The sequence below is a fragment of the Streptomyces sp. S07_1.15 genome, assembly GCF_020739505.1.
Taxonomy (GTDB): Bacteria; Actinomycetota; Actinomycetes; order Streptomycetales; family Streptomycetaceae; genus Streptomyces; species Streptomyces xinghaiensis.
On sequence record NZ_JAJBZK010000001.1, the window covers coordinates 3,626,029 to 3,647,545 of the forward strand.

The following is a 21,517-nucleotide window of genomic DNA, read 5'->3' on the forward strand; positions in this document are numbered from 1 at the left end:
GACCTGTGCCGGTCCGGAGCGCGCTGAGTACCGTTCTCCGGAACCGGGGGGAAGCCAGGGAGAGGCGCGATGGACGCACACGAACAGGGAGCGGCGGGGCACGCCGGGGTGGGGGCGCTGTCGTGGCCCGCGCGAATAGCCGTCGCGGTGGCCCTCGGGGGCATCACGGTGACCGCCCTGGTCCATCTGGCCATGGTGTTCCTGCACGTCGCCCCCGGTAACACGGTCTCCGACCGGCACGGCGGAACGATCGACGGCTACGTCTACCCGGAGTTCGAGCAGAACTGGAAGCTGTTCGCCCCCAACCCGCTCCAGCAGAACATCGCCGTGCAGGCCCGGGCGGAGGTCATGGGGCCCGACGGCGGCGTCTCCGTCACCCGCTGGACCAACCTCACCGCCCGTGACGCGGAGGCCGTCCGCCACAACCCCGTCCCGAGCCACGTCCACCAGAACGAACTCCGCCGCGCCTGGGACTTCTTCACCGGCTCGCACGACGACGAGAACCGGCCGAACGGGCTGCGGGGCGCGCTCTCCGAGGAGTATCTGCGGCGCATCGTCCTCTCCCGGATCGGCCCGGAGACCGCCGGGACCGAGGTCCTCCGCGTACAGGTGCGCTCCGCCACCACTCCGGTGGCCCCGCCCGCCTGGGCCCCCGGCGAGGACGGGACGGCCGGCCGGGAGGACGGCGGTACGGTGCACCGCGAACTCCCGTGGTGGCCGGTCGGCCCCGGTGACGTACCGGGCAGTGCCCGCCCCGGGCAGGCAGCGGTGGTGAGCGGCACATGAGCGTCTCCCGCCTCGCCGGCGCCCTCGCGCGCGGCATCACCCGTGTCACGGGCGGTGCCCTCGGCCCGTACCAGTCCGCCGTGGTGCGGATCGGCTTCTCCTTCACCTGGCTGGTCTTCCTGCTCCGCGAGTGGCCGCACCGCCGGGAGCTGTACGGCCCGGACGGGCCGTGGAGCTGGGACATGGCCCGGCAGCTGATCGACGGCAACGGCGCCTTCACGGTGCTCATGTGGTCCGACGGGCGGCTGTGGTTCGAGACGGTGTACCTGCTGTCCGTGGCGGCGAGCGCGCTGCTGCTGCTCGGCTGGCGCACGCGCACGGTCTCCGTGCTGTTCATGGTGGGCGTGCTGTCGCTGCAGAACCGCAGTGTCTTCATGGGCGACGGCGGGGACAACGTCATCCACCTCATGGCGATCTACCTGGTGCTGACCCGCTGCGGCAGGGTCTGGTCGCTGGACGCCCGCCGGGAGCGGCGGCGGGCGCGGGAGCGGGAGAGCGGTTCCGCGGGCGGGGAAGCGGCGGAAGCCGCCCCGGCCGTGGGGCCCGGAGGGCCCTCGGCGCTCCGGGACCTCCGGGCGCCCCGGGCCCCGCGGGATGTCACCGGCATCGTCCTCTGGTCGCTGCTCGGCCTCGTCCTCGCCCTGGCGTCCCTCCTCCCCGGCCTGGCCACCGGCTGGGCGGTGGTCTTCTGGGGCCTCTGGCTGGTGCACGCCCTGTGGTGGGCGGTGAACCGGTACGTGCCCGGCGGCGAACTCCGCGCCGTCCTCGACATGACCGCCAACCTCGTCCACAACGCCGCCCTGTTCGTGATCATGGCCGAGGTCTGCCTGATCTACGCGACGGCCGGCTGGTACAAGGTGCAGGGCTCCCGCTGGCAGGACGGCACCGCGCTGCACTACCCGCTCCACCTCGACTACTTCACGCCCTGGCCCGCCCTCTCCGAGGCGCTCGGTTCCAACGGCGTGATGGTGATGCTCATCACCTACGGCACGGTGATCGTCCAAGTCGCCTTCCCGTTCACGCTCTTCAACCGCCGGGTCAAGAACGTCCTGCTGGCCGCGATGATGACCGAGCACTTCGCCATCTCGGTGGTCCTCGGACTGCCCTTCTTCTCGCTGGCGATGATCGCGGCGGACGCGGTGTTCCTGCCGACCGGCTTCCTGCGGGCTACCGGACGGATCGCGGGACGGATCACCGGCCGGGCCCGCGACCGGCTGCTGCCCGGCCCGCGGCGGCCCGGTGGCGGCACGGACGGCACGTCCGGGAAGCCGGCGGCCGGCGACCCGGAGGACCGGCGGCGCCGTACCCTCGTCGGGTGAGCAGCGAGAACCCCTCCCGGACGGAACCACCGGCGGCACCGGACGAGCCGGTACGGGAATCCGGGAGGGAAGCCGAGGGGGAGACCGGCCGGGAAGCCGGCCTGGAAGCCCTCCCCGAACCCGTGCAGTACGACGAGGGCTACGCCCCCGGGACCGTCGGCGTCGGGCCGCATCCGAGGCCGTGGCCCGCCGGGGACCGCTGGGACCCGGAGCTGCTCGCGCACGGCGACCGCCGCAACGTCGTCGACCGGTACCGCTACTGGACGCGCGAGGCGATCGTCGCCGACCTGGACACCCGCCGCCACGACTTCCACATCGCCGTCGAGAACTGGGCCCACGACTTCAACATCGGCTCCGTGGTGCGCACCGCCAACGCCTTCCTGGCGAAGGAGGTGCACATCGTCGGACGGCGCCGCTGGAACCGGCGGGGCGCCATGGTCACCGACCGGTACCAGCACGTCCGGCACCACCCGGACACGGCGGACCTCACCGCCTGGGCCGCCGCCGAGGACCTGCCCGTCATCGGCATCGACAACCTGCCCGGCTCCGTACCGCTGGAGACCACCGTCCTGCCGCGCCGCTGTGTGCTGCTGTTCGGACAGGAGGGGCCGGGGCTCACCGAGGAGGCGCGGAAGCACGCCGCCATGGTCTGCTCCATCGCGCAGTTCGGCTCCACCCGGTCGATCAACGCGGGCGCCGCCGCGGCCATCGCCATGCACGCCTGGGTCCAGACGCACGTGTTCGGCTGAGGGCACGCCCGACACCCCTCGGTGATGCGGTGATGCGGTGATGTGGTGATGTGGTGACGCGGCTTGCCGTTGACACGCCTGCGAGCCGGCTCCGCCGTCCCGGCGCCTCCCAACCGCGCTCCTTCCCCGTCGCCGGTCCTCCCCCGTCGCCGGTCCCCCCCGGGCGGGTCACCCGCGGAAGCCACCCGCCGCGTCCAGGATCCGCTCCGCGACCCGCACCGAGTCCACCAGCGGGTGGAGGGCCAGCGCCCGCAGGGCCGCGGCGCGCGAGCCGCTCTCGGCGGCCCCGATCGCCGACCGCTCCACGGCCTTGAGGGTCAGCATCAGCCCGAGCTGGTCCGGTGCCACCGCCCCGGTGGCCAGCGGACGCGCGCCCCCGGCGTCCACCAGGCAGGGGACCTCCACCACGGCGTCCGTGTCGAGCGCCGGCACCGCGCCGCGCCCCGGCACGTTGAGAATCAGCTTGGTCCGTTCGTTGCGGGCGATCGCGCGCATCAGGGCCAGCGCCACCCGGTCGTAGCCGCCGCCGTCGAGGTCGCAGCTGTCGCGCTGCCAGCCGCCGGTCGCCTCGCGGCTCTCGGCCATGTACGTCTCCTCGCGTTCGAGGCGGGTGCGCTCCCACGCCTCGTAGGGATCCGCCGCGGCGTCGCCGCCCGCGGCCTCGCCGGCGTAGAAGCGGGCCTGCTGGCGGTGGAGGAACTCGCCCCGGGTGGCCTCGGCGGCGGTCACGGAGGCCACCGTCTCCCGGTTGAAGTAGTAGTAGTGCAGATACTCGTTGGGCAGTGCGCCGAGGGCCCGCAGCCAGTCGGCGCCGAAGAGCTTGCCCTCCTCGAAGGACTCCAGCGCGGCGCGGTCGCCGAGCAGGCCGGGCAGCAGATCGCGGCCGTCCACGGTCAGCCGGCGCAGCCAGCCCAGATGGTTGAGGCCGACGTAGTCGTAGTCCGCGCGGTCGGGGTCGGCTCCCAGGGCGCGCGCGGCACGCCGGCACAACCCCACCGGGGAGTCGCAGATGCCGATCACCCGGTCGGGCAGGCCGCGTTCGCGGAAGACACGGCCCATGGCCTCGGTGACCATGCCCGCCGGGTTGGTGAAGTTGATGACCCAGGCGTCCGGGGCGACCGCGGCGACCCGTTCCGCGATCCGTACCGCCACCGGCAGGGTGCGCAGCCCGTAGAGCACGCCCCCCGCGCCCACCGTCTCCTGGCCCAGGACCCCCTCGGCCAGCGGGATCCGCTCGTCGCGCACCCGGCCCTCCAGACCCCCCACGCGGATCGCGGAGAAGACGAAGTCGGCGCCGCGCAGCGCGTCGTCCAGTTCCGTGGTGAGCCGGACCGCGGGCGCGGGGCCGCCGGTGCCGCGGCCGTCCCCGGCGCGGCGGGCGGCCTGGCGGGCGAGCACGGCGCCGATGGCGTCGAGACGGCCGCGGTCGGTGTCGTACAGGACCAGTTCGGTGCAGCGGCCCGCCGGATCACCGCTGTCGTCGAGCAGCGCCCGGTACACCAGCGGTACGCGGAAACCGCCTCCGCCCAGCACGGTCAGCCTCATACCTGGACCACCTCCCCATCGCCTACGCAAGGTGTCCGTCACACTAAGGGTTGTCCGGTGATCCCCCTCGGGTCCGTGACACCCGGCACCGCGCCTCGCCGCGCAGCCGGGCACGCCCGTGTACGCCCAGTGCGCGGGCGGGCCTCCGCCGTGCGGTGCACCACGGCACCGGACGCCGCGGCCCGGCCGGCGGGCAGGACCGGACGGGCCCCAGTGAGATCAGGTCCAGCGAGAGAGGCACGAATGCGTTGAGTAACACCGGAACCGCCCATCCGGCGCCGTCGCGGACGCCGATGGACCCGCTGGCCTCCGTACGGCGCGAGGACGACCCCGTGACGGACGTCTTCCTGACCGGCACCGTCTTCCTCGACATCGTCTTCACCGGGCTCGACCACGCCCCGGTGCGGGGCACCGAGACCTGGGCGCGCGGCATGGGGTCCAGCCCGGGCGGCGCGGCCAACATGGCCACCGCGCTGCGCCGGCTCGGGCTGCGGACGTCACTGGCGGCGGCCTTCGGCGACGACGTCTACGGCGACTACTGCTGGGAGAGCCTCGCGGACTGCGAGGGCATCGACCTCGGGCCCTCCCATCGCGCGCCGGGCTGGCACTCGCCGGTCACCGTCTCCATGGCCTACGAGGGCGAGCGGACGATGGTCTCGCACGGCCACGAGGCGCCCACCCCGTGCGTCAGCGTCGCCGAACGGCCGCGCTCCCTGGCCTGTGTGGCCTCGCTCGACCCGGGCCGGCGGCTGGACGACTGGGTGCGCCGGGCCCATGGCGAGGGCAGCAGGATCTTCGCCGATGTGGGCTGGGACGGAAGCGGTGTCTGGGATCCGGACACTCTCGCGGACCTGACGCACTGCCACGCCTTCCTGCCCAACGCCACCGAGGCCCAGCACTACACCCGTACCGACAGCCCCGAGGCGGCGGTGCGGGCGCTGGCCGAACTGGTGCCCGTCGCGGTGGTCACCAAGGGGGCCGCGGGCGCGGTCGCCGTCGACGGCCTCACCGGGGAGAGCGCCGATGTGCCGGCCCTCGGGGTGGACGCCCTCGACCCGACCGGCGCGGGCGATGTCTTCATGGCGGGCTTCATCACCGGCACCCTGGCCGGCTGGCCGCTCGCCGACCGGCTCGCCTTCGCCAATCTCACCGCCGCGCTGTCCGTACAGCACTTCGGCGGATCGCTCTCCGCCCCCGGCTGGGCCGAGGTCGCCGCCTGGTGGCAGTACGCCATCAAGTGCGGCGGGCAGAGCGACGAGGTGATGCGGCGCTACCGCTTCCTCGCCGATCTGCTGCCCGCGGGCACCGCCGACTGGCCGCTCCGGCGGGCCACCCCGACGATCGGTTTCCGCGCCACCTGAGCGGACCGCGGGCGGCCGGGAACGGCCACCCGATACGCAGCCGCCGCCGGGGTCACCGGACTCCGGCGGCAGCTGCGCCCTGCCCGGGGGCACCGGGCTCCGCGCTCAGGCGGGCCGGCGCACCTCGACGGTGCGGAAGCGGTTCGCCACGAAGGCCGCGTCGCACAGCGCGGCGTTCGCCGCCGGGTTTCCGCCGGAGCCGTGGAAGTCGGAGAAGGCCGCGGTCTGGTTGACGTAGACCCCGCCGGTCAGGTTGAGCGACAGCTGGGCGCACTCCTCCAGGCAGACCTCCTCCACCAGCCGTTCCACCTCCTCGGAGGTGGTGTACGCGGAGACGGTCATCGCCCCGTGCTCCCGGACGGTGCGGCGCAGCAGCTCGATTCCGTCGGCCGTGGAGTCCACGGCGACGGCGAAGGCCACCGGGCCGAAGCACTCGCCGAGGAAGGCCGGCCGGTCCCCGGCGCCCTCCCACCGCTTCCGGGCGCCGTCGAGCTTGACCACGACCGGGGTGCGGACCGTGGCGCCGGGGAACTCCGGGTTGGCCACCGCGCGGGAGGCGAGAGCGGTCTCGCCCAGTCCGCCGGCCTCCTCGACGCGCTTCTCCACCTGCGGGTTGACGAGGGCGCCGAGCAGGGCGTTCGCCCGGGCGTCGTCACCGAGGAGCTTGTCCACGGCGGCCCCCAGGTCCGCCACCACCTCGTCGTAGGACTTGGGGCCGGCGTCCGTGGTGATGCCCTCGCGCGGGATGAGGAGGTTCTGCGGGGTGGTGCACATCTGGCCGCTGTAGAGCGAGAGGGAGAAGGCGAGGTTGGCCAGCATGCCGCGGTAGTCGCCGGTCGAGTCGACGACGACCGTGTTGACCCCGGCCTTCTCGGTGTACACCTGCGCCTGGACGGCGTTCTCCTCCAGCCAGTCGCCGAACGAGGAGGAGCCGGTGTAGTCGATGATGCGGATCTCCGGCCGGGTGGCCAGCGTCTTCGCCAGGCCCTCCCCGGGCAGCTCCGCGGCCAGCGCCACCAGATTGGGGTCGAAGCCGGCCTCCGCCAGGACCTCCCGGGCCGCCGCGACGGTCAGGGCGAGCGGCAGCACGGCCCGCGGGTGCGGTTTGACCAGCACCGGGTTGCCGGTGGCCAGGGAGGCGAAGAGGCCGGGGTAGCCGTTCCAGGTGGGGAAGGTGTTGCAGCCGATGAGCAGCGAGATGCCGCGCGCCACGGGCGTGAAGGTCTTGGTCAGTTCGAGGGGGTCGCGCTTGCCCTGCGGTTTGGACCACTCCGCGCGCTCCGGCACCCGGGTCTGCTCGGCGCAGGCGTACGCCACCGCCTCCAGGCCCCGGTCCTGGGCGTGCGGGCCGCCGGCCTGGAAGGCCATCAGGAAGGCCTGGCCGGAGGTGTGCATCACGGCGTGCGCGAACTCATGGGTGCGGGCGCTGATCCGGGCCAGGATCTCCAGGCAGACCAGGGCGCGCGTCTCCGCGCCGGCCCGCCGCCAGTCGCCCATGCCGGCCCGCATGGCGGGCAGCAGCACCTCCGCGTCGGGGTGCGGGTACTCCACGCCGAGCTCGGTGCCGTACGGCGAGACCTCGCCGCCCGTCCAGGCGTCGGTGCCGGGCTGGTCCAGCTCCAGGCGGCGGCCGAGCAGCGCCTCGAAGGCGGCCCTGCCCTCCTCGGCGGCGTTCTCGCCGTAGGCCTTCGGATGCTCCGGGTGGGGCGACCAGTACGCCCGCGTCCGGATGGCCTCCAGGGCCCGGTCGAGGGTGGGGCGGTGCCTCTCGGCGAGCTGGTGTGCGGTGAGATGGGGGGCCATGTCTGACCAACTCCTCGTCGAGCCGGAATGACGGCGCGCGTGAGCGCTCCGCGGGGGGCGGTGAGTTCTCGGGTGGGGTCTCGGGTGGGGCGTGGATGCGGGAACGGCTTTAGAGTAACCGAACGATCGGTCGGGACAAGGGGCTGTGGAAAACTCCGGAAACCCCTCGTCCCCGGGGTGAAAGGGATGTGCGCATGACCGCAGCCGAGCCGACGCCGGCCCCCGGTGGGAAGGCCCGGGCGGACTCCGTCCGGCCCTCCGAGGACACGGCCCCCGCCCCTGCGACCGCCCAAGCCGCCCCCCTCGGCACCGACCGGACGGTCGCCGTCGTCGGCACCGGCACCATGGGCGCCGGCATCGCCCAGGTCGCCCTCGTGGCCGGGCATCCCGTCCGGCTCTACGACGCCGTGCCCGGCCGGGCGGCCGAGGCCGCCGAGGGCATCGCCGCGCGCCTCGGCCGGCTGGTGGAGAAGGGGCGCATGACGCCCGCCGACCGCGACGCGGCCCGCGCCCGCCTCATCCCCGCCGCCGGGATCGCCGAACTCGCCGACGCCGCACTGGTCGTGGAGGCTGTCGCCGAGGACGCCGAGGTCAAGCGGGGCCTGTTCACGGCCCTGGAGGAGGTCGTCGCGGACGACTGCCTGCTGGCGACCAACACCTCCTCGCTCTCCGTCACCGCCGTGGCGGGCGCCCTGCGGCGGCCGGGCCGCTTCCTCGGACTGCACTTCTTCAACCCGGCGCCGCTGCTGCCGCTCGTCGAGGTCGTCAGCGGCTTCGCCACCGACGCCTCGGCGGCCGACCGCGCGTACGCCACGGCCGCCGCCTGGGGGAAGACCCCGGTGCGCTGCACGGACACCCCCGGCTTCATCGTGAACCGGGTCGCGCGCCCGTTCTACGCCGAGGCGTTCCGGGTGTACGAGGAGCGGGCCGCCGACCCGGCCACCGTCGACGCCGTCCTGCGCGAGTCCGGCGGCTTCCGGATGGGCCCCTTCGAACTGACCGATCTCATCGGCCAGGACGTCAACGAGGCCGTCACCCACTCCGTGTGGGAGTCCTTCTTCCGGGACCCCAGGTTCACGCCCTCCCTCGCCCAGCGGCGCCTGGTGGAGTCCGGGCTGCATGGCCGCAAGACCGGCCGCGGCTGGTACGCGTACGGCGAGGACGCCGAGCGGCCCGCCCCGCACACCGCGCCGCCGTGCGAGGCCCCCGCCGTGATCGCCGTCCACGGCGACCCGGGGCCGGCGGCGGCCCTGTGCGCGCTGATCGAGGAGGCGGGGATCGAGGTCACCCGGGACCTGACGCCGGACGCCTCCGAGGGCTTCCTCGCGCTGCCCGGCGGCACCCGCCTCGCCCTGACCGACGGCTCCCCGGCCACCGCCGACGAGGCCGGCACGTACATCAAGTTCGACCTCGCGCTGGACTACCGCACCGCGGCCCGTATCGCGCTCGCCCCCTCCGAGCGGGCCGATCCGGAGGCGGTCGCGGCGGCCATCGGGCTGTTCCAGGCGCTGGGCAAACAGGTCAGCGTGGTCGGTGACGTACCCGGCCTGATCGTCGCCCGCACGGTCGCCCTGCTCGTGGACTTCGCCGCCGACGCGGTGGGCCGCGGCGTGGCGAGCGCCGAGGACACCGACACCGCCCTGCGGCTGGGCGTCAACTACCCCCGCGGGCCGCTGGAGTGGGGTGACGCGCTGGGAGCCCGCTGGGTGCGGGATGTCCTGCTGAACCTCCACCGGGTGTACCCCACCGGCCGCTACGCCCCGTCCCCGTACCTGCTCCGCCGGGCCGCCGCCGGACAGAACCTGCTTGAATCGTGACCATGACCAAGCGCGACACCTACACGCCCGAATCGCTCCTCGCGGTCGCCGTCGGGGTGTTCAACGAGCGCGGTTACGACGGCACCTCCATGGAGCACCTCTCGCGGGCCGCGGGGATCTCCAAGTCGTCGATCTACCACCATGTGCGCGGCAAGGAGGAGCTGCTGCGGCTGGCCATAAGCCGGGCGCTGGACGGCCTCTTCGCCGTGCTCGACGAACCGGGCGCCCGGGAGGGCCGGGCGGTGGAGCGGCTGGAGCACGTGACCCGGCGCACCGCCGAGGTGCTGATGGCGGAGCTCCCCTACGTCACCCTGCTGCTGCGGGTGCGCGGCAACACGGGCACCGAGCGCTGGGCCATGGAGCGGCGCCGGGAGTTCGACCAGCGGGTCGCGGCCCTGCTGAAGCAGGCGGCGGCGGACGGCGATCTGCGCGAGGACGTCGACGCGCGGCTCGCCACCCGCCTCCTCTTCGGCATGATCAATTCCATCGCGGAGTGGTACCGCCCGGACGGCGGCGGGGCGGCCGAGCGCGAGCGGGTCGCGGACGCGGTGGTGCTGCTGGCCTTCGGCGGTCTGCGCACCTCCTGAGCGGAGCGCCCCGGCCGGGCCGGTCCCGCCCCCGGGGCCGGAACCGGAACCGGCGGGGGGTGCCGGACGGAACACCTACGGCTCCGGGCCCAGGTCCGTCTCCTCGAAGACCAGCAGGGTGCGGGTGCTGAGCACCTCCGGGATCGACTGGATCTTCGTGAGCACCAGCTCCCGCAGCGCCCGGTTGTCCTCGGTGTGCACCAGCAGCAGCACGTCGAAGTCTCCGCTGACCAGGGCGATGTGGGCGGCACCCGGCAGCTCCTGCAACTGTTCGCGGACCCGGCGCCAGGAGTTCTGCACGATCTTGAGGGTGATGTACGCGGACGCGCCCTGGCCGGCCCGTTCCTGGTCGACCCGGGCGCTGAAGCCGCGGATCACCCCGTCCTCGATGAGGCGGTTGATGCGGGCGTAGGCGTTGGCGCGCGAGACGTGCACCTGCTCGGCGACGGACCGTATGGAGGCACGGCCGTCCGCGCGCAGGATCTGCAGGATGTCGCGGTCGATGGAGTCGAGCGGCCGTGCGGGAGGTCTGGACCCGTCATCGGCGGCCATCTGTTCAGCCGGCATTTCCCTGCGCCACCCCCTCCTGGACGTCCTGTACACATCCCACGTTGTGGAAAACCGTTTGTCCACAGGCTGGGGCCGCCTGTAGCCAAACTGTGCCGACGGACCGAACAATCGGTAGGTGGAGTCCACCCCGCTCCGCGCCCGAAGCCGCCCGCCCCCCGGCGCATCCCGCCGGGGCAGTTCAGGAGGTGTTCGTCCATGACGGTCCTGCAGCAGACCGCCGCGTCCCCCCGGCCGGTCCCGCCGCCCGCCTGGCGGCCCCGCACCGATCCCGCCCCCCTGCTGCCGGACCAGGAGCCGTTCCGCGTGCTGGGCACGCCCGCGGCCCGCGACGCCGACCCGGCGCTGCTGAAGCGTCTCTACGCCGCCCTCGTGCTCGGCCGCCGCTACAACACGCAGGCCACGGCCCTCACCCGGCAGGGCCGGCTTGCCGTCTACCCGTCCAGCACCGGCCAGGAGGCGTGCGAGGTCGCCGCCGGACAGGTCCTGGCCGAGCGCGACTGGCTCTTCCCCAGCTACCGCGACACCCTCGCCGCCGTGTCCCGCGGCCTCGACCCGGTCCGGGCCCTGACCCTGCTGCGCGGCGACTGGCACACCGGCTACGACCCCCGCGAGCACCGGGTGGCCCCGCTCTCCACTCCGCTCGCCACCCAGCTCCCGCACGCCGTGGGCCTGGCGCACGCCGCCCGCCTCAAGGGGGACGACGTCGTGGCGCTCGCCATGGTCGGCGACGGCGGCACCAGCGAGGGCGACTTCCACGAGGCGCTGAACTTCGCCGCCGTCTGGCGGGCCCCGGTCGTCTTCCTCGTCCAGAACAACGGCTTCGCCATCTCCGTACCGCTCGCCAAGCAGACCGCGGCGCCCTCCCTGGCGCACAAGGGCGTCGGCTACGGCATCCCCGGCCGCCTGGTCGACGGCAACGACGCCGCCGCCGTCCACACCGTCCTGGACGAGGCGGTGCGGCGCGCCCGCTCCGGTGGCGGGCCCACCCTCGTCGAGGCCGTCACCTACCGCATGGAGGCACACACCAACGCCGACGACGCCACCCGCTACCGGGAGGCGGACGAGGTCGAGACCTGGCGCGGCCACGACCCGATAGCGCTGCTGGAACGCGAGTTGCGGGAAGCGGGGCAGCTCGGCGACGCGGACGTGGCGGCCGCGCGGGAGGCGGCCGAGGAGATGGCCGCCGGCCTGCGGGCCCGGATGAACGAGGAGCCGGTGACCGACCCCATGGACCTCTTCGCGCACGTCTACGCCCGGCGCACCTCGCAATTGCGCGAGCAGGCCGAGCAGTTGCGCGCCGAGCTGGACGCCGCCGAGGAGACGGAGCCGACGGACGGGGCCGAGCCGACGGAGCGGACGGACCAGGCGGAGCAGACGGAGCAGACGGGGGAGGACCACCGGTGACCACCGCACCGGCCGCCGAGAGGCCGGCCACGACGACCCGCAGGCCCGCCACCATGGCGCAGGCCCTCAACCGCGCCCTACGCGACGCGATGGCCGCCGACGCGGCGGTGCACGTCCTCGGTGAGGACGTCGGCCCGCTGGGCGGCGTCTTCCGGATCACCGACGGGCTGGCCGCCGAGTTCGGGGACGACCGCTGCGCCGACACCCCGCTGGCGGAGGCGGGCATCCTCGGCACGGCCGTCGGCATGGCGATGTACGGGCTGCGGCCGGTCGTCGAGATGCAGTTCGACGCCTTCGCCTATCCCGCTTTCGAACAACTGCTCAGCCATGTGGCCAAGATGCGGAACCGCACGCGCGGTGCCATGCCGCTGCCCATCACGGTGCGGGTGCCGTACGGCGGCGGCATCGGCGGCGTCGAGCACCACAGCGACTCCTCCGAGGCCTACTACATGGCGACGCCCGGCCTCCACGTCGTCACCCCCTCCACGGTCGCCGACGCCTACGGCCTGCTCCGCGCGGCCATCGCCTCCGACGACCCGGTGGTCTTCCTGGAGCCCAAGCGGCTCTACTGGTCCAAGGCCGACTGGTCCCCGGAGTCCCCGGAGACCGTCGCCCCCATCGGCCGCGCGGCGGTCCGCCGCACCGGACGCTCGGCGACGCTCATCTCCTACGGCCCGTCCGTGCCCGTCTGCCTGGAGGCGGCCGAGGCGGCCCGCGAGGAGGGCTGGGAGCTGGAGGTCGTCGATCTGCGCTCCCTGGTGCCGTTCGACGACGAGACGGTGACCGGCTCCCTCCGCCGCACCGGCCGGGCCGTCGTGGTGCACGAGGCCACCGGATTCGCCGGCCCCGGCGCGGAGATCGCCGCCCGGGTCACCGAGCGCTGCTTCCACCACCTGGAGGCCCCGGTGCTCCGCGTCACCGGTTTCGACATCCCGTATCCGCCGCCCATGCTGGAGAAGCACCATCTGCCCGGCGTCGACCGCGTCCTCGACGCGGTGGCCCGGCTCCAGTGGGAGGCGGACTTCACCGGCCGCGAAGGGGCGCGCTGATGGCCGCCGTCCGTGAATTCGCGCTGCCCGACCTGGGCGAGGGACTGACCGAGGCGGAGATCGTCCGCTGGCTGGTGGAGGTGGGCGACGTCGTCGCCGTCGACCAGCCCGTCGTCGAGGTGGAGACGGCCAAGGCCATGGTGGAGGTCCCCTGCCCCTATGCGGGGGTGGTCACGGCCCGCTTCGGCGAGGAGGGCACGGAACTCCCGGTCGGCGCGGCGCTGCTGACGGTCGCCGTGGGCGCGGGGTCCCCGGCGGAGGGCGGCGCGGGCTCCGGCGGCTCCGCCCGTTCCGGCGGCCCGGCCGCTTCCGGGGAGCAGGGGCCGGAGGGTTCCCGCGCGCCCGCGGCGGGCGGCGGGGCGACGGACGGGGCGGCCGGTGAAGGCTCCGGCAACGTCCTCGTCGGCTACGGCACCGGCGCGCCCCCCGCGCGCCGCCGCCGGGTCCGCCCCGCCACGGGCTTCGGCGCCCGCGGCACCACCGGCGCGGGCCGCGCCCCGGCGGCCCCGGGAGACACCCGTTCCCGGAACGGCTCCCGCCCCGGGAGCGGCTCCGGCCGCACCGGGTACGGCGGAACGGGCTTCCGCGAGCCCGGGGCGGAGACCGGCCCCGGTAGCACCGCCGGACCGGTGCGCGGCGCTGCCCCCGGCCCCGGCACGGCCGGGACCGCCGGCGCGGACGGAGGCGCTGCCGGAACGGACGGGCGGGGCGGACCGGTGGCCGTCATCTCCCCGCTGGTCAGGCGGCTGGCCCGGGAACACGGCCTCGACCTGCGGCAGTTGGCGGGCTCCGGTCCCGAGGGACTGATCCTCCGCGCCGATGTCGAGAGCGCGGTGCGGCGGGCCGCCGGGCGGACCGGCCCGGCCGCTCCGGCCACGGCACCGGAGACGCCGGCCCGCGTGGAGCCGCGCACGGCCGGGGCCGGTGCCGCCGGCGGGGCGGAGCCGCCGTCCTCCGCGGCCCGAACGGGGACCTCACCGGCGACCGCGGCGGCCGGGCGGGGCCTGCGCTCCGAGCGGATCCCGCTGCGCGGCGTCCGGGGGGCCGTCGCCGACAAGCTGTCCCGCAGCCGGCGCGAGATCCCCGACGCCACGACCTGGGTCGACGCCGACGCCACCGAACTGCTGGCGGCGCGGTCGGCGATGAACACCCCCGGGCGCCCCAAGGTGTCGCTGCCCGCGCTGCTGGCCCGGATCTGCACGGCGGCCCTCGCCGAGTACCCGGAGCTGAACTCGACCGTGGACACCGCGGCCCGCGAGGTCGTCCGGCTTCCGGCCGTGCACCTGGGGTTCGCGGCGCAGACCGACCGGGGCCTGATGGTGCCGGTGATCCGGGACGCCCACACCCTCGGCGCCGCCGCGCTGTCGGAGGAGTTCGCCCGGCTCACGGAGTCCGCCCGCGCGGGCCGGCTGACCCCCGCCGAACTGACCGGCGGCACCTTCACCCTCAACAACTACGGCGTCTTCGGCGTCGACGGCTCCACACCGATCATCAACCACCCGGAGGCGGCCATGCTCGGCGTCGGCCGGATCGCCCCGAAACCCTGGGTGCACCGGGGTGAGCTGGCTGTGCGGCAGGTGGTGCAGTTGTCGTTCACCTTCGACCACCGGGTCTGCGACGGCGGCACGGCCGGCGGCTTCCTGCGCCATGTGGCCGACTGCATAGAGCAACCGGCCCTGCTCCTGCGCACGCTCTGACGGGGGCCGGGCCGGCCGGGACGGGACGCGGGACGCGGGACGCGGAATGGGGGACGCCGGTCGGCAGGGGGCGCGGGACCGGAGGCCGGCCGGTTGTCCGCGCCGGTCGGCTCCCGGTGATACTCGGGGCATGACTGTGCTGGTGTACGACGCCGTGGTGCTGGCCGGCGGAGCCGCGAAGCGGCTGGGCGGGGCCGACAAGCCCGGGCTGCGGGTGGGCGGCCGCCCCCTGCTGGACCGGGTGCTGGACGCCTGCGCGGAGGCGGCCGGGACGGTGGTCGTGGGCTCGCGCCGACCGACCGTACGGCCCGTGCGCTGGACGTTCGAACAGCCGCCGGGCGGCGGGCCCCTGGCGGCGCTCGACGCGGGCGTCCGTCACGTCACCGCCCCGGTCGTGCTCGCGCTCTCCGCCGATCTCCCGTTTCTGACGGCGGACACCGTACGGGCCCTGCTCACCGCCCTCGACGCGCCGTACGCGGACACCGGCACGGAGACGGACGCGGGCGCGGGGGCCGGGACCGGCGCGGGCGCGGCGACGGGCACGGGCCGGGAGGCTGCCGTCCCGCGGCCGCCCGCCCGGGCCCGCCGCCCGGAGAGCCCGTACCTCCCGGCCGGCCCGGACCGCCCCGACGGCGTGCTGCTGACCGACGCCGACGGCCGGGACCAGCCCCTCGTCGCCGTCTACCGCACCGAGCCGCTGCGCCGCGAACTCGCCCTGATCGCGGCCGAACACGGCGGCCTCGCGCACCTCCCGCTGCGCCTGCTCACCGCTGACCTGTCGCTCCGCCGCCTGCCGGCCCCCGACCCCGCCGCGGCCTTCGACTGCGACACCTGGGACCACCTTGCCGCGGCACGGGCCCGCATCAGGGACCATGGGCGGGTGTTGGACGAATGGATTTCCGAAGTCAAGAAGGAACTCGGCATCGAGCTGGACGTGGACACCGCCGCGCTCCTCGATCTCGCCCGTGACGCCGCCCACGGGGTGGCCCGGCCCGCCGCGCCGCTCACCACCTTCCTGGTGGGCTACGCGGCCGGTCACTCCGGGGGCGGTCCCGAGCAGGTGCTGGCCAACGTCCGCCGGGCCGCGGCGCTGGCCGCGCGCTGGGCCGAGGAGGCGGGCGAGGACCCGGGGAAGAACACGGAATGAGACACCCGGGAGCGGACCGCGGTGCCGCCGGCGCCGACCGGGACGTCGACGAGGCCCTCGCGATCGCCAACGACGGCCCGCCGTCGCCGCGTCCGGCCGTGGCACCGTCCGCGGGACCCGCCGCGGAGCCGGCGGCGCCTTCCGCCGGGGCACGCTCCGAACCGGCCGCCGCGGCACCCGGCGGGTCCGGCGGACCGTCCGCCGGGCCGCTCGCCGGGGCCGACGGCGCCTGGGACCCGTGGGAGCGGATCAACGGCGACGGCTCCCCCGAGGGGGCGGCGCCCTCCCCGGAGGCGGCGGCCTCCGGCGGAGAGCCGGGAGACGGCCACGGCCACGGGTACGGGCACGGCCACAGCCACGACCGCGACCACGGCTGCCACGCCGGTACCGGCGGCCGGGAGACCCCGGCGGGCCACGTCGTACACACCGCAGGGCCGGGCCCGTCCGGCACCCCGAGCGCACCGGGGGCACCTGGGGCACCTGGGGCACCGGGGTCACGTGCCGGGCACCGGCACGGGGCCATGCCCTGGTCCGAGGCCCGCGCCACCGCCGCCCGCGCGGTGCGCGGTCCGCTGGCCCCGGAGGTCCGCCAACTCCCGGACGCGCTGGGCACGGTGCTGGCCGAGCCGCTCACCGCGCTCACCGATCTGCCGTCCTTCGACTCCTCCGCCATGGACGGCTGGGCCGTGTCCGGCCCGGGCCCCTGGCGGATCGCCATCGGCGGACACGGTGTCCTCGCCGGGGACGACGGGCTCGTACCGCTGGAGGACGGCCACGCGGTCCGGATCGCGACAGGGGCGCGGGTGCCGCCGGGCACCACCGGTGTCCTGCGCAGCGAGTACGGCGAGATCCGCCGGCGCCCGGCCCGGGGCCCCGGCGGGAACGGCGGCGCGGACCGCGACGTACACGGCGGCGCCGACGGCAGCGCGCACAGCGGCGCGGACAGCCGGGACGGCCACCGGAACGTCCCCGAGGACGGCGGGCACACCGGCGGGCACACCGGCGGGCACACCGGCGGGAACGGCGGCGGGAACACCGGCGCGGGCAGCGGCGGCACGGGCGACCGCAGCGGGACGAACCCCCCGGCCGGCGCCCCCCGCGGCGCGGAGCACAGCACCGCCGGAGCCCCCGCCCCCTGCGACGCCTCGCTCCACACCACCGGCGGCCATACCGTCGTGCCCGGCCAGGACATCCGCCCGCGCGGCCAGGAGTGCCGCAGCGGCGACCGGCTGCTGGCGGCCGGGACGGCGGTCACCCCCGCGGTCCTCGGCCTCGCCGCCGCCGCGGGCTACGACGAGCTGCGGACGGTCCGCCGCCCGCGCGTGGAGGTGCTGGTCCTCGGCGACGAGCTGCTGCACGCCGGGCTCCCCCGCGACGGGCGCATCCGCGACGCGCTCGGCCCGATGCTCGGCCCCTGGCTGGAGACGCTCGGCGCGGAGGTCACCGGGACGTACCGGCTCGGCGACGACGCCGAGGTGCTGCACACCGCCGTCACCGCGTCGGCCGCCGACCTGATCGTCACCACCGGCGGTACGGCCGCCGGCCCGGTCGACCATGTGCACCCGGTGCTCCGCCGGGCCGGGGCCGAGGTGCTGGTGGACGGCGTCGCCGTGCGGCCGGGCCATCCCATGCTGCTGGCCCGGCTCGCGCCCGGCCGGCATCTCGTCGGCCTGCCCGGCAACCCCCTCGCCGCCGTCTCGGGGCTGCTGACGCTCGTCGAGCCGCTGCTCCGCGCGCTCACCGGCCGCGCCCCGCGCGCCGCCGCGTACGTCCCGCTGGCGGAGGGGGCGCCGGGCCACCCCCGGGACACCCGCCTGGTGCCCGTGGTGCGCCGCACCGGCGACCCGGCGGCGTCGCTGTCCGGCCGCTCCGGGCACCCCGGCGGACGTGCCCCGGGCAGCCGGGGGACCGGCGCCCGGAGCAGCGGAAACACCGGCGCGGGGACCGGCCACCGGGCGGTGCCGCTGCGCTTCAACGGACCGGCTATGCTCCGCGGGATCGCCGCCGCCGACGGGCTCGCCGTCGTGGCGCCGGGCGGCGCCGAGGACGGATCCATGGCGGAGATTCTCGAACTCCCCTGGTTCGAGGGGGAGACCGAGTGAAGCTGCCGAGTTACGACGTCGCCGCGCGGGATGCCCCGGACGCCACCGGCTTCCGCATCCAGCTGCCGCGCCGCATCGCCGCGCACCCCCTGCGCCAGGTGGCGCGGCGGCTGCTGCTGGCGCTGCTGGTCCTGCTGACCACCATTCTGATCGTCTACCTCGACCGCGACGGCTACACCGACAACACCGACGAGAGCGTCGATTTCCTCGACGCCGCCTACTACGCCACTGTCACCCTCTCCACCACCGGCTACGGCGACATCATCCCGGCCAGCGACAGCGCCCGGCTCGTCAACATCCTGGCGGTGACGCCGCTGCGGGTGATGTTCCTGATCATTCTCGTCGGCACGACCCTGGAGGTCCTCACGGAGCGCACCCGTGAGGAGTGGCGGCTGGCCCGTTGGAGGACCCACTTGCGCGACCACACCGTCATCATCGGCTACGGCACCAAGGGCCGTTCAGCCGTGCAGACCCTGCACGCCAAGGGTCTGCCGAAGGAGCAGGTCGTCATCGTCGACCCGAGCAGCAAGGTGATCGACTCGGCCAACGCCGAGGGCTTCGTGGGCGTGATCGGGGACGCCACCCGCAGCGACGTCCTGCTGCGCGCCGAGGCGCAGAAGGCCCGCCAGATCATCATCGCCACCCAGCGCGACGACACCGCCGTCCTCGTCACCCTGACGGCCCGTCAGATGAACCGGGCGGCGAAGATCGTCGCGGCCGTCCGGGAGGAGGAGAACGCCCTGCTGCTCCGCCAGTCCGGCGCCGACGCCGTGATCACCAGCGCCAGCGCGGCCGGCCGGCTGCTCGGCCTCTCCTCCCTCAGCCCGAGCGCGGGCACGGTCATGGAGGACCTCATCCAGCAGGGCAGCGGACTGGACCTCGTCGAGCGCCCGGTGGTCAAGTCCGAAGTGGGCCGTTCCGTGCGGGAGACGGACGACCTGGTGGTTTCCGTGCTCCGCGGGCACCGGCTGCTGGCCTACGACGACCCGACCGCGAGCCCGCTGCGCTCCACCGACCGCCTCATCACCATCGTCCGGGCCCGCCCCCGGCCGCACCCGGCGGAACCGGAGGAGCGCCGGCCGCGGGAGTAGCCTCGCGGGCATGTCCATTCACGCGATCACCATCCCCGAACCCGGCGGACCCGAGGCCCTGGTGTGGGCCGAGGTCCCGGATCCCGTACCCGCAGAGGGGGAAGTGCTGGTCGAGGTGGCGGCCAGCGCCGTCAACCGCGCCGACCTCCTGCAGCGCCAGGGCTACTACGACCCGCCCCGGGGCGCCTCGCCGTACCCCGGTCTGGAGTGCTCCGGGCGGATCGCGGCGCTGGGACCGGGGGTCGCGGGCTGGGCCGTCGGCGACGAGGTGTGCGCGCTGCTCTCGGGCGGCGGTTACGCGGAGAAGGTGGCCGTGCCGGCCGGGCAGCTGCTGCCGCTGCCCGAGGGGATCGACGCGGTGACGGCCGCGGGCCTGCCGGAGGTCGCCTGCACGGTCTGGTCCAACGTCTTCATGATCGCCCATCTCCGGCCCGGCGACACCCTGCTGGTGCACGGCGGGGCGAGCGGCATCGGGACCATGGCGATCCAGCTGGCCAAGGCGGCCGGTGCCCGGGTCGCGGTCACCGCGGGCAGCGCGGAGAAGCTGGAGCGCTGCCGGGAGCTGGGCGCGGACATCCTGATCAACTACCACGAGCAGGACTTCGTCCAGGAACTGCGCAAGGCCACCGACGGCGCCGGGGCCGACGTCATCCTGGACATCATCGGCGCCAAGTACCTGGACCGGAACGTGAAGGCGCTGGCGGTCAACGGCCGGCTCGCCATCATCGGCCTGCAGGGCGGCGTCAAGGGCGAACTCAACCTCAACGCCCTGCTGTCGAAGCGGGGCGCGGTCACCGCCACCTCGTTGCGCGCCCGCCCGGACGCGGAGAAGGCGTCGATCGTCGCGGCGGTGCGCGAGCACGTGTGGCCGCTGGTCGCGGCGGGCCGGGTGCGGCCGGTCGTGGACCGCACGCTGCCGATGCGGGACGCCGCCGAGGCGCACCGGGCGATGGAGGCCGGCGGCCACGTCGGCAAGATCCTGCTGGTGCCGTAGCGGCCTCCCCGCCGGGGCGGCGGGAGGACGCCGAGTGCCGGGGCGGCCGCGGCGACGGAAGGCCCGGGACGGCCGGGATGCCGGGCGGGTCCCCCCGTGTGACGCTGGACACCGTCCTACCGTTTCGGCCCGGGAAGGTGTCCGACCGTGACTCCGGTGTTCCGTGCACGGCTCGCGTCGGGACTGCTGGCAGCCGCGGTACTCGTCCCCGCGCCCCTCGTCCTCCTGCACGACCGCCTCTCCGGCGACGCGGAGCCGCGGGCCGCGTCCTCCCCCACCGCCCGGCGCGACGCCGAGACCGCCGCGGGACGGCGGGCGGCCGAGGGGCGCACCCGGCCCGGCCGGAACACGCCCCCGCCCCGCCCCGGCCGCCCCGGGCACCCACCGCCCGGCGGCGCGGCCCCCTGGTTCCCGCCCCCGGAGGACCACGGCGCGGCGGCGGAGGGGCGGCGCCAGGACCTCCCGTACGGGTACCGGTACGAGGACGAGACGTATCCGTACGGCCCGCGCCCGTACGAGTGGAGCCCGGACCGAGCCCCCGGCCCGCCGGAGAAGGGGCCGGACGGCTCCACGGAAGCGGGCGGCACCGGTGGCGCCACGGACGCGGGCCCGGGCTCCGGTACGGATTCCGGTACGGGCGCCCCCGCCGCCGTGCGGACCGGCCGCCCGGCGATGCGGGTGCTGCCGCTGGGCACCGGTCTGGTGCTGGTCGGTCTGGGGCTCGGCTTCATCGGCCTCCGCCTGCGCCGCGGCTGAGCCCGCGCGCTCCGTCGCGCGCCCGCCCGGCGCCCGCGCTGCCTCTCCGCGCCCCCGCCCGATCCGGTACCCCTCCGCGCCGCTGTGAGGATCGTCTCCCCGGGCCCCTGCCCGCCCGGCCCGCGCCGTGTGCGCGAGAATGGCCGCATGGAGAAGCCGAGTAATGAACGGTCGCAGGAGAGCTCCCATGTCCTGGTCGTGGGGCCGGACGGGATGGCTCTCGGAAAGGCCGCCGGCGCCGGCGAGGAGGAGCAGGGCGAGTCCCGCGAGACCCCGCTGACGGAAATGGTCGAACAGCCCGCCAAGGTCATGCGCATCGGCAGCATGATCAAGCAATTGCTGGAAGAGGTCCGGGCGGCTCCTCTCGACGAGGCGAGCCGGGTGCGGCTCAAGGAGATCCACGCGAGCTCCGTCAAGGAGCTGGAGGACGGACTGGCCCCGGAGCTGGTGGAGGAACTGGAGCGGCTCTCGCTGCCGTTCACCGACGACGTGGTGCCCACCGAGGCCGAGCTGCGCATCGCGCAGGCCCAGCTGGTCGGCTGGCTGGAGGGCCTCTTCCACGGCATCCAGACCGCGCTCTTCGCCCAGCAGATGGCCGCCCGCGCCCAGCTGGAGCAGATGCGCCGCGCGCTGCCCCCGGGCGTCCAGCTGCCGGACCAGGAGATCGAGGAGGAGGGCGGCCGTCCCGGCGGCGGCGCCCGCTCCGGCCCGTATCTCTGACCGGCCGGAACGCCCCGCGG

The 21,517-nt window shown here is 75.3% G+C and carries 18 protein-coding genes; 15 read left to right on the forward strand and 3 right to left on the reverse strand.

Features of this window, described 5'->3' with window-relative positions:
• Positions 1-69 precede the first annotated feature (69 nt).
• The 3 genes from LIX60_RS15645 (at position 70) to LIX60_RS15655 (ending at position 2,854) form a co-directional block, all read left to right on the forward strand.
• Positions 70-786, forward strand: a complete 717-nt coding sequence (locus tag LIX60_RS15645; protein WP_227958954.1) for a DUF5819 family protein — start codon at positions 70-72, stop codon at positions 784-786.
• On the forward strand, positions 783-2,105 hold the full coding sequence (locus LIX60_RS15650; RefSeq protein ID WP_227958955.1) for an HTTM domain-containing protein: 1,323 nt from the start codon (positions 783-785) through the stop codon (positions 2,103-2,105). Before LIX60_RS15645 ends, LIX60_RS15650 begins: the two co-directional genes overlap by 4 nt.
• Positions 2,106-2,206: 101 nt before the next feature.
• Positions 2,207-2,854 carry a TrmH family RNA methyltransferase gene (locus LIX60_RS15655; protein ID WP_227962783.1) on the forward strand — a complete coding sequence of 216 codons (648 nt, stop codon included), beginning with the start codon at positions 2,207-2,209 and terminating at the stop codon, positions 2,852-2,854.
• A gap of 168 nt (positions 2,855-3,022) precedes the next feature.
• Here the strand turns inward: LIX60_RS15655 and LIX60_RS15660 are convergent, their stop codons facing one another.
• The gene (locus LIX60_RS15660; protein ID WP_227958956.1) at positions 3,023-4,399 is read right to left on the reverse strand and encodes a 6-phospho-beta-glucosidase; all 1,377 of its coding nucleotides are present in this window, start codon (positions 4,397-4,399) and stop codon (positions 3,023-3,025) included.
• A 293-nt stretch (positions 4,400-4,692) separates the two neighbouring features.
• Here LIX60_RS15660 and LIX60_RS15665 point away from each other — a divergent pair, with 293 nt between their 5' ends.
• On the forward strand, positions 4,693-5,760 hold the full coding sequence (locus LIX60_RS15665; protein ID WP_227962784.1) for a carbohydrate kinase family protein: 1,068 nt from the start codon (positions 4,693-4,695) through the stop codon (positions 5,758-5,760).
• Between the two features lie 105 nt (positions 5,761-5,865).
• Here LIX60_RS15665 and paaN read toward each other — a convergent pair whose 3' ends face one another.
• Positions 5,866-7,563 (reverse strand): phenylacetic acid degradation protein PaaN, encoded by a 1,698-nt coding sequence (gene paaN, locus LIX60_RS15670; protein WP_227958957.1) that lies wholly within the window; start codon positions 7,561-7,563, stop codon positions 5,866-5,868.
• 194 nt (positions 7,564-7,757) lie between these two features.
• On the opposite strand from paaN, the gene LIX60_RS15675 reads away from it, so the two are divergent.
• On the forward strand, positions 7,758-9,380 hold the full coding sequence (locus tag LIX60_RS15675; protein ID WP_227958958.1) for a 3-hydroxyacyl-CoA dehydrogenase: 1,623 nt from the start codon (positions 7,758-7,760) through the stop codon (positions 9,378-9,380).
• Positions 9,377-9,967: a TetR/AcrR family transcriptional regulator gene (locus tag LIX60_RS15680; RefSeq protein WP_125624379.1), complete on the forward strand. Its 591-nt coding sequence runs from the start codon at positions 9,377-9,379 to the stop codon at positions 9,965-9,967. Before LIX60_RS15675 ends, LIX60_RS15680 begins: the two co-directional genes overlap by 4 nt.
• A gap of 75 nt (positions 9,968-10,042) precedes the next feature.
• Here the strand turns inward: LIX60_RS15680 and LIX60_RS15685 are convergent, their stop codons facing one another.
• A complete protein-coding gene (locus LIX60_RS15685) occupies positions 10,043-10,534 on the reverse strand; it encodes an Lrp/AsnC family transcriptional regulator (RefSeq protein ID WP_043466340.1) in 492 nt (163 codons plus the stop codon).
• Positions 10,535-10,732: 198 nt separating this feature from the next.
• On the opposite strand from LIX60_RS15685, the gene pdhA reads away from it, so the two are divergent.
• The 9 genes from pdhA to LIX60_RS15730 all read left to right on the forward strand — a co-directional run bounded on the left by pdhA (position 10,733) and on the right by LIX60_RS15730 (position 21,497).
• A complete protein-coding gene (gene pdhA, locus LIX60_RS15690) occupies positions 10,733-11,941 on the forward strand; it encodes a pyruvate dehydrogenase (acetyl-transferring) E1 component subunit alpha (protein ID WP_227958959.1) in 1,209 nt (402 codons plus the stop codon).
• 53 nt (positions 11,942-11,994) lie between these two features.
• The gene (locus LIX60_RS15695) at positions 11,995-12,990 is read left to right on the forward strand and encodes an alpha-ketoacid dehydrogenase subunit beta (protein ID WP_227962785.1); all 996 of its coding nucleotides are present in this window, start codon (positions 11,995-11,997) and stop codon (positions 12,988-12,990) included.
• Entirely contained in the window at positions 12,990-14,687 is a 1,698-nt protein-coding gene (locus tag LIX60_RS15700) for a dihydrolipoamide acetyltransferase family protein (protein WP_227958960.1), read from the forward strand. The genes LIX60_RS15695 and LIX60_RS15700 overlap by 1 nt, the downstream gene beginning before the upstream one ends.
• A gap of 130 nt (positions 14,688-14,817) precedes the next feature.
• Positions 14,818-15,834, forward strand: coding sequence for a DUF6457 domain-containing protein (locus LIX60_RS15705; protein ID WP_227958961.1), 1,017 nt, complete (start codon positions 14,818-14,820; stop codon positions 15,832-15,834).
• Entirely contained in the window at positions 15,831-17,936 is a 2,106-nt protein-coding gene (locus tag LIX60_RS15710) for a molybdopterin molybdotransferase MoeA (protein ID WP_227958962.1), read from the forward strand. Before LIX60_RS15705 ends, LIX60_RS15710 begins: the two co-directional genes overlap by 4 nt.
• Positions 17,933-19,027, forward strand: coding sequence for a TrkA family potassium uptake protein (locus LIX60_RS15715; protein ID WP_227958963.1), 1,095 nt, complete (start codon positions 17,933-17,935; stop codon positions 19,025-19,027). Before LIX60_RS15710 ends, LIX60_RS15715 begins: the two co-directional genes overlap by 4 nt.
• Before the next feature lie 16 nt (positions 19,028-19,043).
• The gene (locus LIX60_RS15720) at positions 19,044-20,021 is read left to right on the forward strand and encodes an NAD(P)H-quinone oxidoreductase (protein ID WP_227962786.1); all 978 of its coding nucleotides are present in this window, start codon (positions 19,044-19,046) and stop codon (positions 20,019-20,021) included.
• A 147-nt stretch (positions 20,022-20,168) separates the two neighbouring features.
• Positions 20,169-20,777, forward strand: coding sequence for a hypothetical protein (locus LIX60_RS15725; RefSeq protein WP_227958964.1), 609 nt, complete (start codon positions 20,169-20,171; stop codon positions 20,775-20,777).
• A 147-nt stretch (positions 20,778-20,924) separates the two neighbouring features.
• Positions 20,925-21,497, forward strand: coding sequence for a bacterial proteasome activator family protein (locus LIX60_RS15730; RefSeq protein ID WP_308101399.1), 573 nt, complete (start codon positions 20,925-20,927; stop codon positions 21,495-21,497).
• Positions 21,498-21,517: the final 20 nt, after the last annotated feature.